Below are 12,984 nucleotides of genomic sequence, written 5' to 3'. Positions count from 1 at the left end.
CGTGCCGGATGGCACTCTGGACGTATGCCGGAACTGCCCGAGGTCGAAGCGCTCAAGGAATTCCTGGCCGGCCGCGTCGTCGGCCTCCGGATCGTGCGCGTGCTGCCCGTCGCCGTCAGCGTCCTGAAGACGTACGACCCTCCCGTCTCCGTCCTGGAGGGACGCGAGGTCACGGCCGTCCGCCGGTTCGGCAAGTTCCTCGACATCGACGCGGACGGCCTGCACTTCGTCACGCATCTGGCCCGGGCGGGCTGGCTGCACTGGAAGGACACGCTCCCCGACGGCCCGCCCCGGCCCGGGAAGGGGCCGCTGGCCCTGCGCGTCGCGCTGGAGACAGGCGAGGGCTTCGACCTCACCGAGGCGGGCACCCAGAAGCGGCTCGCCGTCTACGTCGTCGAGGACCCGGAGCGGATTCCGGGCGTCGCCCGGCTCGGACCCGACCCGCTGGCCGACGACTTCGACGAGCCGCGCCTCGCCGGGCTGCTCCACGGGGAACGGCGCCGGCTCAAGGGCGCGCTCCGCGACCAGAGCCTGATCGCGGGAGTCGGCAACGCCTACAGCGACGAGATCCTGCACGCCGCCAGGATGTCCCCCTTCAAGATCGCCTCCTCGCTGACCCCCGAGGAGACCGGGCGGCTGTACGAGGCGCTGCGCGGCACGCTCACCGACGCGGTGGAGCGCTCCCACGGGCTGGCCGCCGGACGGCTGAAGGCGGAGAAGAGGAGCGGTCTGCGGGTGCACGGGCGGACGGGCGAGGCCTGTCCGGTGTGCGGCGACACCGTCCGCGAGGTCTCCTTCAGCGATTCCTCGTTGCAGTACTGCCCGACCTGCCAGACGGGCGGCAAGCCGCTGGCGGACCGGCGGATGTCCCGGCTGCTCAAGTAGGCGGACGGAGCGGACGGACCGTCAGTGACCCGGGCCGTGAAGCAGGCGTGGATCAGGGGGAGTTGAGTGTCACGAGGTGGTCGCCGTCCGCCGTGCGCACCTCGAACCGGCGGATCTGGTCGGTCCGCATCGACGAGCCGCCCTGCATGGTGAGGGCGCCGTCGTCGCCCCCGGGCTCCATCCAGCTGGTCACCGACTGCTCCGAGCCGTCCTTGCCGACGGCGATGAGCTCGCAGGAGCGGGGGCCCTTGGCGTCCTTGACCGCGACCTCGATCTCGCTGCCCCACAGCCGTTCCCGCGTAGTCACCTGGGCCCAGACCCCGGTCTCCGCGTCGGTCCTGGCCATCTGGCTCGACGGGGGGTCGGCCGCGACGACCGTGCCCGAGGGCGAGTCGTGGCCGACGACGAGCGTCAGCGCGGATCCGCCCGCGGTGAGCGCCACGGAGGCGGCCAGGGCGAACAGGAAATGCCGGCGTCCGGCCCGGTTGCGGGTGGCCACCTCGCCGAGCAGCCGGTCGAGCAGTCGCGGCCCGGGGGCGGCGAAGGGGTGCACGCTGCGCGGGGTCGACCGGCGGTACAGCATCAACTGCCGTGTGGCGGGCCGGTACTCGCTCACGAACGCGGTGCACTCGGCGCACTCCACGAGGTGGTCCTCGAAGCGGAAGGCTTCCGCCTCGCCGAGCACGCCGAGCGCATAGGCGCCGACGTCGCGATGCCGTTCCAGGGACCTCATACCGAATACCGAATCCTCGTGGCTTTGGTGCGGACTGTGAGTGGTGTTGCTGTTGCCCACGGGTACGCAGCAGACCGTCGAATCACTCAAGACTCGTCAGGAATCGGGGTCAAGACGTTCGGAGCGGGGGAGCTCGCGGATTGGTGCGAGCCCGGGAATTCTGTTCCCGGCGCGGTCGAGGCCGCCGCCGGACCCGATTTCGGCACGGCGGCGGTGGCCGACGGAAGCGACTTCGGCCCTGTCACGGCCGCCTTCGGAAGCGGCTTCGACGGGGCCACGGACACCTTGGGAAGCGGCTTCGACGGGGCCGCGGACGCCTGTGAAGGGGACTTCCGCGGGGTCGGGGCCGCCGTCAGAAGAGGTGGATGGCCAGATGCCCGAGCGGAAGTCCCAGCCGCCAGGCCGCCGTCCACACCTTGGGGCCGTCGTCCTCACCGGGCAGGGAGCCGCCGCCGGGAACCGCGTCCAGGTCCGGGGCGAGCAGTTCCGTCTCCTCCAGCCATCGCCAGGCCGCGGACGCCAGCTCCAGATCGGGATCGGGCGCGGCGCATCCGGTGGCCTCGGCGGAGCGCAGTTCCAGATGTTCGCGCACCCAGGTGTGCCACGGCTGGTCGTAGGCCGTCAGCGAAAGCCAGGTCTCCAGCTGGGTGATGACCCGGATCCCGGAGAGTTCGCCGCCGCTGTCGGACAGGAAGATCGTCAGCGCGAGGGCGTCGCGCCCGGCGCGGAACTCGAAGGAGGTGGGCGGCATCAGGTCGCCCGTCCGCAGCAGTTCGTCGGCGATGTACTCGGCGTACAACCAGGCCATGGGGACGGTGAGTTCGCCCCCGCCGGTGCCGTCCGTGCTCTCTTGCCCTCTGTGCAGCATCCCTTCCTGCCTTCCTCCGGTGCGTGCGCGTCGCCCGACCCCGGGCCCCAGTCCGGAACACGGATGAGGCAAGCTGATTGCTCAACCGGGGTCCTCGGCAAGGCGCTTTACGGAGGTTTGACCAAGCCTTCGGTTTCACCGCAGGTCGGCCGCATATCCGGGAAGTACCCGGCGCAGGGCGCGCAGCGCGTAGTACGCACGGGACTTCACCGTACCGGGTGGGATACCCAGTGCCGCGGCGGCCTCCGCCACACTCGCCCCCTGGAAGTACACCAGCACCAGGACTTCACGGTGTTCGGGAGTGAGTGTCTTCACAGCCTCCCGCACATCGAGCGTCGCCGCCGACCGTTCGGCGTGATCGGCGCAGACCCGCGCGTTGTCGAGGTCGGCGTCGCCGACCTCCGGGGGCCGTGCCCGACGGGCCCGCCGTGCGTCGATGGCGAGCCGCCGCCCCACGGTCAGCAGCCAGGGCAGTACGGAGTCGAAGTCGTCGGCACGCAGGGCCTCGGGATGCTGCCAGGCGCGTACGAACGTCTCCTGCACCAGGTCCTCGGCGCGCTGGCGGTCCCCGTCGGACAGGCGCAGCAGCAGGGCGAAGAGGGGGCGGCCGTGCTCGCGTTGCAGCGCGGCGAGCTCGTGCTCGGCGGTCGTCCTGGGGGTGATGGTGGTGGTTCCGGCCGTCATGGCCTGTATGCCAGCGCCCCGCGCCCCGGGCGGACAGGCCGGGAACACGGTTGTGCGGTGGGCGGTCGAAGCGGTCGGCGAACGGTGCGCCGAACGGTCGGCCGAGGTGGAGGCCCGAATGCGGTGACCCCATGTTCGTACGGCCGTTCGCACCGGCCGACCGGCGTGCCGGTGAACGCCGAACGAGTGAGCCCCGGGGGTGTCTCCTTGACTGTCGACGGCCCGTACCTGTGGATTCGTATCTATTAGTAGTTAAATGCGACTGCATGGGGCCCGGCATGATCACACGCGCGCGACAGATCAATCTGGCCCTCGCGGCCCTCCTCATCGCTGCCGCGGTGACCACTCGGGCCCACGACACGCCCGCCCACCACCGCGGCGGGCAGCCCGGCCCCGCCGCCGCCCGCGGCTTCACGCTCGTCGCCGGCGGTGACATCCTGCCGGACAGCTCGGTCCTCGAACGGGCGGGCTCCGACGCGGGAGGCGCCGGATACGACTTCCGGCCGATGCTCGCCGGCGTCCGGCCCGTCGTCTCCCGTGCCGACCTGGCGATCTGTCACATGCGGACCGTGTACGACACCGGGGCCGACCGCACCGGCACGTACATGTTCAAGTCCCCTCCCCAGGTGGCCGAGGGCCTCGCCGCCACGGGCTACGACTCCTGCTCCACCGCCTCGGGCCACACCCTGGACGACGGCGCCGACGGTGTCCGGCGCACCCTGGACGCGCTGGACCGTGCCGGCGTACGGCACGCCGGATCGGCGCGCAGCGCACCGGAGGCGAACGCCGTCACTCTGATGCGGGCGGGCGGCGCCCGCGTCGCCCATCTCGCGTACACCGACGGTACCGGCGGACTCCCGCTCCCGCCGGGGCAGCCCTGGGCGGTCGGCCTGAGCGATCCCGCCAGGATCGTCGCGGACGCCAGGGCCGCCCGGCGAGCCGGCGCCGACGTGGTCGTCGTCTCCCTCGACCAGGGCACCGAGTGGCAGGACCAGCCGGACGAAGGCCAGCTGAGCCTGGCCGGGCAGCTGACCGCCTCCCGCACCGACGGGCGCCCCGACATCGACCTGATCCTCGGCACCCGCTCCCACGTCCCGCAGGCGTACGAGAAGGTCAACGGCACCTGGGTCGTCTACGGCACGGGCGACCAGATCGCCGGTGAGATGTACGACGACCAGGGCGTCCAGGACCCGCGCGGCGACCAGAGCACCATCGGCCGTTTCACCTTCTCCCCGCCCGCGCGGCGCTCACAGCGGTGGGAGGTGACGAAGGCCGAGTTCATCCCGCTGGCCTTCGACCTCGACGCCGGCCGGGTCGTCGATCTCGACGCGGCGCTGGAACAGGGCGCCACGGTCGGCGCTGTCCGCGACCGGATCCGCGACGTCGTCCTCGCCCGGGGCGCGGGCCGTTCCGGCCTGATCATGGCCAAGTGACACCGGACCCGCGTCGAGGCCGGACCCGCGCTGACGCCGGACCCCGCGTCTGACGCAGGCCCCGCGCGGACGCGGATCCGTACCGGTCCGGGCGTTCCTACGGCACGACCGTGACCGGCCAGCGGCCCGCCTTCACCAGCCGGATCGCCACCGAACCGACGATCCGGTGCCCCGCCTGTTCGGAGGCCCCCACCACCACGGCGTCCGCCTTCAGCTCGTCCGCGGCGGTGACCAGACCGTTGTAGGGGTCGCCGCGGAAGGTGTGGAACTCCCAGCGCACATCGAATATGTCCTTCACCCGCTCGGCGGCGTCGCGGATGTACCGGATCAGATCCTCGGCGATCTCGTCGGTCGTCCCCGCGACCGGCACCCCGAGCGCCGCTCCCGCCGCCATCACCGGCTGGACGTACACCACCGCGAGCAGCGCCCGCTGCCGCCGCGCCAGACCCCCGGCGTACGCCGCGGCGCGCAGCGAGGAGTCGGAGCCGTCCACACCGACGACGATGACCTTGGGACCGTCCGTCCCGCGCTCGAACCGATGCGCGTGCTGCTCTTCCGTCACGGCTGCGAGGCTATCGGAACCCGCAGGTCCCCCGGCCCCGGGGGGAGCGGAACGGATCCGCTCGACGGGCGGGGCACCGCCGCTCTTCCTACAGTCGGAACCATGAGTGCCACCGTGGAGGCCCGCCCACCGAAGACCGCCAGCGGCCCGGCACGGCCGCCCAGGAACGGCTTCCTCAGCAAGGTGCCCGAAGGCTTCGCGACCTTCTTCGCCGCCATCGGGCTGCTCTGCGCCCTGCTCGCCTTCATCCCCCCGGTGCGCGCGGTGCTGCGCCCCGTCGTGCGGTTCCTCGACCTTCTGATCATCCCGGTCAGCGCCAACCTCGCGTACGCCGTCTTCCTCTTCCTGCTCGCCGCCGCGACGGCCGCCCGCAAGAAGATCGCCTGGTGGCTCGTGGTCGTCTACCTCGGGCTGCTCGTCCTGACCGACGCCCTCGGGGTCGCCGCCGGCCTCTACGCCGCCTCGATCCCCTCGCTGATCGTCTGCGGGATCCTGCTCGCGCTGCTGATCGTGGCCCGCCGCGAGTTCTACGCCGACTCGCGGCGCGCCGCCGTACGGCGGGCCCTGCTCGTCCTGGTCGCCGGGCTCGTCGTGGCGATCCTGGTCGGCTGGGGCCTGGTCGAACTGGTCCCGGGCACCCTGGTGGAGAGCCAGCGGCTGCTGTGGGCCGCCAACCGGGTCTGCGGCGGACTCGTCTCCGGGCGATCCTTCGACGGCCGTCCGCCGCACTGGCTGTTCTTCGTCCTCGGCCTGTTCGGCGCTCTCGCCCTGCTCAACGCGGCCGCCACGCTCTTCCGCTCCCAGCGCCTGGTCGCGGCCCTGCACGGCGACGAGGAGTCACGGATCCGCGCCCTGCTCCAGGCGTACGGCGGCGACGACTCCCTCGGCTACTTCGCCACCCGCCGGGACAAGGCCGTCGTCTTCTCGCCCAGCGGCAAGGCGGCCGTCACCTATCGCGTCGAGGCGGGGGTGTGCCTCGCCAGCGGGGATCCCGTCGGCGACCGGGAGGCCTGGCCGCACGCCATCGACGCCTGGCTGGACATCGCCCGCCGCTACGCCTGGGCGCCCGCCGCCATGGGCGCCTCCGAAGAGGGCGCCAAGGCGTTCGCCCGCTCCGGGCTCGGCGCCCTCCAGCTCGGCGACGAGGCGATCCTGCACGTCGCCGGCTTCGACCTGTCCGGCCGCGACATGCGCGTCACCCGGCAGGCCGTCAACCGCGTCAAACGCTCCGGCGCCACCTGCCGGGTCCGCCGGCACTCCAGCCTGTCCGACAGCGAGATGGAGGAGATCGTGGGCCGCGCGGACGCGTGGCGCGACACCGAGACCGAGCGCGGCTTCTCGATGGCCCTGGACCGGCTCGGCGACCCCGAGGACGGCGACTGCCTGCTCGTCGAGGCGATGGGGTCGGACGGCAAGCTCCTCGCGCTGCTCTCCCTCGTGCCCTGGGGCCGCGACGGCATCTCCCTCGACCTCATGCGCCGCGACCGCAGCGCGCCCAACGGAGTCATGGAGTTCATGGTCGCGGAGGTGTGCGCGGTCGCCGGCAAGTTCGGGGTGCGGCGCATCTCCCTCAACTTCGCCGTGTTCCGCTCGGTCTTCGAGGAGGGCGCCCGCATCGGCGCCGGCCCGGTCCTCAGGCTCTGGCGCAGGCTGCTGCTGTTCTTCTCGAGGTGGTGGCAGCTGGAGGCCCTCTACCGCTCCAACGCCAAGTACCACCCGGAGTGGTACCCGCGCTTCATCTGCTACGGCGACACCGGCGCCCTCGCCCGCATCGGCCTGGCGTCCGCCATCGCCGAGGGCTTCGTGTCCGTACCCTCGCTGCGCAGTCTGTGGGGCAAGGGACACGCGAAGGGCGGCCCCGCGCCCGCCACGACCGCGGGGCTGCCGTCGCTGGCGGCCCTCGGCCTGGACGCGGAGGGCGGGGCCGGAACCGGCGATCCCGCCACCGGCCTGCCCGACCAGGTCCGCGTGCGGTACCGCAAACTCGACCGGCTGCGTGCCGAGGGCACCGACCCCTATCCGGTCGGCATCCCGCCCCGCACCCACGTCCTGGCCGACGTCCGCGGCGGCGAGGACGTGACCGTCGCCGGACGCGTGATGCTCGTACGCGACTTCGGCGGCATCCTCTTCGCCGTGCTGCGTGACTGGTCGGGCGATCTCCAGATCGCCCTCACCCGCAAGGAGTCCGGCGCCGCGCTCGACCGCTTCCGCCAGGTGATCGACATCGGAGATCACATCAGCGCCGACGGTCTCGCGGGCGCGAGCGACACCGGGGAGCCCACGGTCTTCGTCACCTCCTGGCAGCTCACCGGCAAGTGCCTGCACCCGCTGCCCGACAAGCGCAAGGGCCTCGCCGACCCGGAGGCGAAGGTCCGCCGCCGCTATCTCGACCTGGTCTCCAGCCCGGCCGCGCGCGATGTCGTACGCGCCCGCTCCACGGCGGTCCAGGCGCTGCGCCAGGGACTGCTCGACCGCGGCTACCTGGAGGTCGAGACCCCGATGCTCCAGCAGATCCACGGCGGCGCCAACGCCCGGCCGTTCACCACCCACATCAACGCCTACGACCTGAACCTGTATCTGCGCATCGCGCCCGAGCTCTACCTCAAACGGCTGTGCGTCGGCGGTATGGAGAAGGTGTTCGAGCTGGGCCGCACCTTCCGCAACGAGGGTGTCTCCTACAAGCACAACCCCGAGTTCACGATGCTGGAGGCCTACCAGGCCTTCGCCGACTACGACGTGATGCTCGACCTCGTCCGCGAGCTGATCCAGGGCGCCGCGACCGCCGCGTTCGGCTCGCCGATCGCCCGCAAGGACGGCACCGAGTACGACATCTCCGGGGACTGGCCCGTCAAGACGGTGTACGGCGCGGTCTCGGAGGCGCTGGGGGACGAGATCGACGCCGACACGAGTCTGGAGCGGCTGCTGCGGCTGTGCGATCGCGCGGGCGTGCCGTACACACCGGACGACGGACGCGGTGACGTCGTCCTGGAGATGTACGAGCGTCTCGTGGAGGAGAAGACGAAGCTGCCCACGTTCTACAAGGACTTCCCGACCGACGTCTCCCCGCTCACCCGGCAGCACCGCACCGACCCGAGGCTCGCGGAACGCTGGGACCTCGTCGCGTTCGGTACTGAACTGGGCACCGCCTACTCGGAGTTGACCGACCCGGTAGAGCAGCGCCGCCGGCTCACCGAGCAGTCGCTGCTGGCCGCCGGGGGAGACCCCGAGGCGATGGAGCTGGACGAGGACTTCCTCGACGCGCTGGAGTACGCCATGCCGCCCACCGGCGGGCTCGGGATCGGCGTCGACCGGCTCGTCATGTTCCTGACCGGGCTGACGATCCGGGAGACGCTGCCGTTCCCGCTGGTCCGGCGCCGCTGAATGGTCCAGCCGGGTGCATTCGTGAGGCCGTACCGGTGTTGCTCGGCCCGGCGGCCCCTCCGCCGGGTGACTGATTAGTCATGAAAAAGGATCAGCTGATTAATCGGCGCCGGGCGTTGATCGCCGGTGCCGCCGTCCTGGGGGCGGCCGGCGCCGCGGGCACAGCCCGTGTCCTGACCGCCGGCCAGGCCGCGGAGCCGGCGCGGAACTTTCCGCTCTCCGGCCCGCCCGCCTCCCGGGCCCTCAAGCCCTCCGTCTACCGTCTCCAGCCGCTCGCCGGATACGGCCCGCCGCCGCGCGGTACACAGCTGCGGACCCTCGTCAGGAACGAGCCCTTCATGCGGGTGTCGGGGCGCGGCCGCACGATGGTGCTGACCTTCGACGACGGTCCCGACCCGCACTACACCCCCGAGATCCTGCGCGCCCTGCGCGAGTACGACGTCCACGCCATGTTCTTCGTGTGCGGGATGATGGCCGCCGACAACAAGGACCTGCTGGGCGAGATGGCCGACGACGGACACATCGTCGGCAACCACACCTGGAGCCATCCGCTGCTCACCAAGCTCCCGCGCTCCGCGATCCGCTCCGAGATCGGGCGCACCAGCGACGTGATCGAGGAAGCCTACGGCGAGCCGCCCGCCTGGTTCCGGGCGCCGTACGGGGAGTGGAACCGCGCGACCTACCAGATCGGCGCCGAACTCGGCATGGAGCCGATGGCCTGGACGATCGACACGCTCGACTGGTCGAGGCCGGGGACCCGGGCGATCGTCGGCACGGTCCAGAAGGAGGCCGCCCCGGGCGTCGTCGTCCTCCAGCACGACGCCGGCGGCGACCGCTCGCAGAGCGTCCAGGCGCTGCGCACCTATCTCCCGCGCCTGCTGGACGCCGGGTACCACATGACGGTGCCGCACCGGAAGAACGTGTAGAACCGGGAAAGGCCCCGCGCACTGTGTGTCGCGGGGCTTTCGGCCGGGGCGCCGGGCGGGAGGCGGAACGCCTCGCCGACCGGCTTTTCGCGCGCCCGGTCCCGGAATCCTCAGCGCACCTCGGAAAGGCGCGCGAAAACGACCACGTTCCCGTCGTACCCGTGCTGCTTGGAGAAACCGCCGCCGCACGTGATGACGCGCAATTCGGGGGTGCCCTTGCTGTTGTACACGCGGTCGCCGGGGAAATCGCTCTTCGCGAAGACCTCGATGCCGTAGATCTCGAACACCGCGGTCTTTCCGTCCTTGCGCAGGACCTCGACCTTGTTGCCCTTCTTGAGCGCCCCGAGTCCGTAGAAGACGGCGGGGCCCCGCATGTTGTCGACATGGCCCACGACCACGGCCGTGCCCTTCTCGCCGGGCGACACCGCACCGGTGAACCAGCCGGCGAGATTCGGGTCGTCGGGCGGTGGCGCGTCGACCCAGCCGTCCAGGTCCAGACCGACCGGCATCACCGGGGCGTCGACGCGGATGGCCGGGATTCGCACCCGGTCGACCACGGAGTACGGCAGCGAGGCCGGAGTCTTCGGGAACGTGCCGACCGGCGTGCGGCTGTCCGCCGCGGCGGCCGAGGCCGGCTGCGGGGGGCCCACGTCGAACTCACCGGAACCGTTCCGAATGAGTGCGAGGCCGGTCAGCAGGACAAGCGCTATCACGCCCCAAGGAGCGCGCTTCCTCTGCCGCTCCTCCTCTTCGGCCAGCTCGGACGCAGACATTCGCAATCCCCTCTCGACGCGGCCGTCGCCTCGTCATCCGCGCATATGAGCACGCTAATGGCAGCGAAGCCGCCCGGCGACGGGACGCGGGCGAACGGGTGGTGCGAGGAATGCCCCGTGCGCCATCCGAGTTGCCGTGACCAGGAATTTTCTGACAGTCCGTGACCTGCGGCAATATCCGATTGTGCGGAATTCTCTCGGCGTGTCCTCTCACCAGGACGGACCATTCCCGAAATGCGGCCCCGTGCACGGCATCTGAGGGTCTGACTGGGAGGCGCTTTCTCGCCGATCCACCGGGGACGGTTCCCGGGGCGCCCCCGCGGAGGAACACATGCGTACTACTCGTGCCCTGGCGGTGTCCGCCGCCGCGGTCGCCGCCTTGGGGCTCGCCGCCCCGATGGCCGCGGCGTGGAACACGCCGAGCAACATCGTCGCGATGCCCAGTGTCATCGCCCGCGGCGGCCAGCTGACCGTCACGGTCGACGGCTGCCCGAGGGGAGGCACGATGACCTCTCCCGCGTTCCGTCAGACGAGACTCTCGCCGCTCCTGGGCAGCCAGAACGAGTCGTCCAGCGGTACGGCCACCATCAACCAGGACGCCCGTCCCGGCTCGTACGACATCACCGTCAACTGCGACGGGACGGGTCCGCTGACCCGCCCGGCCGCCTTCACCGTCATCGGCGGTGTGCGCGGCGGCCTCGGCGGCAGCAGCACCACCGGTGCCACGCCCACCGACATGGCGATCGGCGGCGGTCTGGTGGCCGCGGCGGCCGCCGGCGGCGGGGTGTTCTGGATGCGGCGCAGGTCGGAGCGGCACATCTGACCGTTCCGCCGGCGAGCGGCCGGTCCCGCCCCCTTCGGAGGCAGGCCGTCCGCCGCGCGGGGCGCACGTGAAGCCCTTCGCTCCGGACCCGTCCGACCGGGTCCGGGGTGAAGGGCTGTGCCGTTCCGTCAGGTCTCGTCGGAGGAGGTGCGCCGACGGGACAGGTACCAGGCCGTGCCCACGGAACCGGCGATGAGCGCCGCGCCCATGCCGATCTCCTTGAGGTCGAAGCCGCCGACGCTGCCGCCGACCCCTGCCCGGACACCCCGCTGGAGGGGTACGGGTGTCGGGGTGACCGGCCGGCCGCCGGCGATGGTCAGACCGGTGCTGCCGCTCGCTCCGCCGCACGAGAACGTCACGTCGTACACGGCCCCGGGTCTGGCGTCCCAGTCGACCATGGCGGTGGCCGAGGACTGCCCCGGCGGGATGGTGACGGTGTCGAAGACCCCGGACGTCACCGTGGCGGTTCCCCTGCACCCGCCGTCCCGCTTCAGCAGCAGGGACACCTGACCGCCCGCGGCGATGGTCGACGGCTGGACGCTGAAGGCGAACGGGGTGATCGGGGTGAGGCCGTGGTCCCCGTCACCGGCGAGGGCGGCGGGTGCGGCGAAGGTCAGGGCGGTCACGCCCAGCAGTGCGGCCGAAGCGACGCGTATCGCGCGCATGGTGAGCCTCCAGGTCCCCGAGGAGCCTTGCTGCGGACCTTTTCCGCTCGCGCCAGAAATGCACCTCGACGATCGAAACGCTAGGAAAGGGCAGGCCGGGGCGCGATCCCAGTAGCGCGAACGGGGCAATTGTGTGGGCCGTTCGAGGGACGGCGCGCGTGCGGACGGGGGACGCGCACGGCGTGGCGCACGTCCCCGGAACCGCCGGACCAGCTAGTGCGGATCAGCCGGGAATCTGCGGGAACAGTGAGGTGAAGGGTTCCGCCGACGCCGTGATCCCGCGGCTGTAGGGCGAGTCGAAGTCCCAGATCAGGAAGAGCAGGAAGGCGATCAGGGCGGAGAACAGCCCGGCCAGGATCAGTTCCCGCGCGGTACGCCGGATCTGGAGCGCGAAGATCATTCCGACCGTGACCACGGCGCCGGTGATCAGTCCGAACCACACCACCCCCGGCATGGTCGCCCCCGTGGAGCCGGCGCGGGCGCTCCGCGCGGTGTCGGCCGCCGTCACCTGGTCGAGGAGCGGCTGGTACGCCTGTGCCTCGAAGTCCGACTTCGGCCGGTAGTCGGTCACGTCGTGCCTGACCCGGTCGAGGAGACGGCCGCCCTCGGCGCTCACCCGGCCCTGTTCGGCCATCGTCCTCCACTCGGTGGTGACCACGTAGTGGACGTAGGTGTCGACGTCACCGCGGATCCGGTCACGGACGTCGGGCGGGTAGACCCGGACCCGTTCGTGGATCTCGTGCAGGGCCTGGGCCTCCGACTGCACCTGGCTCTGGGCGCCGCCGCGGGCCTCCCAGACACCGGCGATCGCCAGCCCGAGGACGATGGCGTACACCACGCCGATCATCATCGTCATGTACTCGATGACGTCCGGCGTCTCGGTGGGGTCCTCGTCCTCGCGGGCCCTGCGATGGCGTACGAGGGTCACGGCGAGGACCACGAGGCACGCGGCCGCCATCGCGAGGGCGAGAACAAGCCAATCCGACAAAGTGTGCCTCCAGGGGTCAGCGCGGGCGCAGCGCGGCGACGGCTAGCACCGCGGGCGCGGTGATGAGCAGGGTGAACGAGACCAGCGAAGGACCGTTGCGGGGCGCGTGCTTGTGCGCCGGGGCGCGGTACGCCGGATAACTGACCGGAACCGGCGGCGGAGCGGGGCGAGCGCTCGGTGTCGGTGTCGGTGCGGGCTTCGGCGCGGGTCTCGGTGCCACGACCGGAGCCGGCCGCGGCGGCAGGGGCCTCGGCTTCGGTCTC

The 12,984-nt window shown here is 71.7% G+C and carries 13 protein-coding genes; 5 read left to right on the top strand and 8 right to left on the bottom strand.

Annotation, left to right across the window (positions count from 1 at the left end):
- Window positions 1-24 precede the first annotated feature (24 nt).
- Entirely contained in the window at window positions 25-885 is an 861-nt protein-coding gene (locus ABZV42_RS24275) for a DNA-formamidopyrimidine glycosylase family protein (protein ID WP_355984770.1), read from the top strand.
- Window positions 886-937: 52 nt separating this feature from the next.
- Here the strand turns inward: ABZV42_RS24275 and ABZV42_RS24270 are convergent, their stop codons facing one another.
- The 3 genes from ABZV42_RS24270 to ABZV42_RS24260 form a co-directional block, all read right to left on the bottom strand.
- The gene (locus ABZV42_RS24270; RefSeq protein ID WP_355984768.1) at window positions 938-1,618 is read right to left on the bottom strand and encodes a zf-HC2 domain-containing protein; all 681 of its coding nucleotides are present in this window, start codon (window positions 1,616-1,618) and stop codon (window positions 938-940) included.
- Window positions 1,619-1,970: 352 nt separating this feature from the next.
- Window positions 1,971-2,486, bottom strand: coding sequence for a hypothetical protein (locus ABZV42_RS24265; protein ID WP_355984766.1), 516 nt, complete (start codon window positions 2,484-2,486; stop codon window positions 1,971-1,973).
- A 135-nt stretch (window positions 2,487-2,621) separates the two neighbouring features.
- Window positions 2,622-3,170 (bottom strand): sigma-70 family RNA polymerase sigma factor, encoded by a 549-nt coding sequence (locus ABZV42_RS24260; RefSeq protein ID WP_355984763.1) that lies wholly within the window; start codon window positions 3,168-3,170, stop codon window positions 2,622-2,624.
- 278 nt (window positions 3,171-3,448) lie between these two features.
- Between ABZV42_RS24260 and ABZV42_RS24255 the strand changes: the two genes are divergently transcribed.
- Complete coding sequence (locus tag ABZV42_RS24255) at window positions 3,449-4,603, top strand: CapA family protein (protein ID WP_356053565.1); 1,155 nt, start codon at window positions 3,449-3,451, stop codon at window positions 4,601-4,603.
- 97 nt (window positions 4,604-4,700) lie between these two features.
- Here ABZV42_RS24255 and ABZV42_RS24250 read toward each other — a convergent pair whose 3' ends face one another.
- Complete coding sequence (locus tag ABZV42_RS24250) at window positions 4,701-5,165, bottom strand: universal stress protein (RefSeq protein ID WP_355984759.1); 465 nt, start codon at window positions 5,163-5,165, stop codon at window positions 4,701-4,703.
- 102 nt (window positions 5,166-5,267) lie between these two features.
- Here ABZV42_RS24250 and lysX point away from each other — a divergent pair, with 102 nt between their 5' ends.
- Both lysX and ABZV42_RS24240 read left to right on the top strand, forming a co-directional pair.
- Window positions 5,268-8,546 (top strand): bifunctional lysylphosphatidylglycerol synthetase/lysine--tRNA ligase LysX, encoded by a 3,279-nt coding sequence (lysX, locus tag ABZV42_RS24245; protein WP_355984756.1) that lies wholly within the window; start codon window positions 5,268-5,270, stop codon window positions 8,544-8,546.
- Between the two features lie 80 nt (window positions 8,547-8,626).
- Window positions 8,627-9,472 carry a polysaccharide deacetylase family protein gene (locus ABZV42_RS24240; protein ID WP_356053562.1) on the top strand — a complete coding sequence of 282 codons (846 nt, stop codon included), beginning with the start codon at window positions 8,627-8,629 and terminating at the stop codon, window positions 9,470-9,472.
- Between the two features lie 110 nt (window positions 9,473-9,582).
- Here ABZV42_RS24240 and ABZV42_RS24235 read toward each other — a convergent pair whose 3' ends face one another.
- Window positions 9,583-10,245 (bottom strand): class F sortase, encoded by a 663-nt coding sequence (locus tag ABZV42_RS24235; protein ID WP_355984751.1) that lies wholly within the window; start codon window positions 10,243-10,245, stop codon window positions 9,583-9,585.
- Window positions 10,246-10,576: 331 nt separating this feature from the next.
- Here ABZV42_RS24235 and ABZV42_RS24230 point away from each other — a divergent pair, with 331 nt between their 5' ends.
- On the top strand, window positions 10,577-11,068 hold the full coding sequence (locus tag ABZV42_RS24230; protein ID WP_355984749.1) for a hypothetical protein: 492 nt from the start codon (window positions 10,577-10,579) through the stop codon (window positions 11,066-11,068).
- 128 nt (window positions 11,069-11,196) lie between these two features.
- Here the strand turns inward: ABZV42_RS24230 and ABZV42_RS24225 are convergent, their stop codons facing one another.
- The 3 genes from ABZV42_RS24225 to ABZV42_RS24215 form a co-directional block, all read right to left on the bottom strand.
- A complete protein-coding gene (locus ABZV42_RS24225; protein ID WP_355984747.1) occupies window positions 11,197-11,733 on the bottom strand; it encodes a hypothetical protein in 537 nt (178 codons plus the stop codon).
- 223 nt (window positions 11,734-11,956) lie between these two features.
- A complete protein-coding gene (locus ABZV42_RS24220) occupies window positions 11,957-12,721 on the bottom strand; it encodes a hypothetical protein (protein WP_355984746.1) in 765 nt (254 codons plus the stop codon).
- Window positions 12,722-12,737: 16 nt separating this feature from the next.
- Window positions 12,738-12,941: a hypothetical protein gene (locus tag ABZV42_RS24215; RefSeq protein ID WP_356053560.1), complete on the bottom strand. Its 204-nt coding sequence runs from the start codon at window positions 12,939-12,941 to the stop codon at window positions 12,738-12,740.
- Window positions 12,942-12,984: the final 43 nt, after the last annotated feature.

It is taken from the genome of Streptomyces sp. NPDC005281 (assembly GCF_040607495.1).
In the GTDB taxonomy this organism is placed as follows: domain Bacteria; phylum Actinomycetota; class Actinomycetes; order Streptomycetales; family Streptomycetaceae; genus Streptomyces.
The sequence above is the reverse complement of the archived record's forward strand: the minus strand, read 5'-3'. Positions and strand labels throughout refer to the sequence as shown.

What these genes read in the sequence shown, in the direction of transcription:
- ABZV42_RS24275 (WP_355984770.1), top strand. Translation starts at nt 25, where the DNA reads ATGCCGGAACTGCCCGAGGTCGAAGCGCTCAAGGAATTCCTGGCCGGC.
- ABZV42_RS24270 (WP_355984768.1), bottom strand. Translation starts at nt 1,618, where the DNA reads ATGAGGTCCCTGGAACGGCATCGCGACGTCGGCGCCTATGCGCTCGGC.
- ABZV42_RS24265 (WP_355984766.1), bottom strand. Translation starts at nt 2,486, where the DNA reads ATGCTGCACAGAGGGCAAGAGAGCACGGACGGCACCGGCGGGGGCGAA.
- ABZV42_RS24260 (WP_355984763.1), bottom strand. Translation starts at nt 3,170, where the DNA reads ATGACGGCCGGAACCACCACCATCACCCCCAGGACGACCGCCGAGCAC.
- ABZV42_RS24255 (WP_356053565.1), top strand. Translation starts at nt 3,449, where the DNA reads ATGATCACACGCGCGCGACAGATCAATCTGGCCCTCGCGGCCCTCCTC.
- lysX (WP_355984756.1), top strand. Translation starts at nt 5,268, where the DNA reads ATGAGTGCCACCGTGGAGGCCCGCCCACCGAAGACCGCCAGCGGCCCG.
- ABZV42_RS24240 (WP_356053562.1), top strand. Translation starts at nt 8,627, where the DNA reads ATGAAAAAGGATCAGCTGATTAATCGGCGCCGGGCGTTGATCGCCGGT.
- ABZV42_RS24235 (WP_355984751.1), bottom strand. Translation starts at nt 10,245, where the DNA reads ATGTCTGCGTCCGAGCTGGCCGAAGAGGAGGAGCGGCAGAGGAAGCGC.
- ABZV42_RS24230 (WP_355984749.1), top strand. Translation starts at nt 10,577, where the DNA reads ATGCGTACTACTCGTGCCCTGGCGGTGTCCGCCGCCGCGGTCGCCGCC.
- ABZV42_RS24225 (WP_355984747.1), bottom strand. Translation starts at nt 11,733, where the DNA reads ATGCGCGCGATACGCGTCGCTTCGGCCGCACTGCTGGGCGTGACCGCC.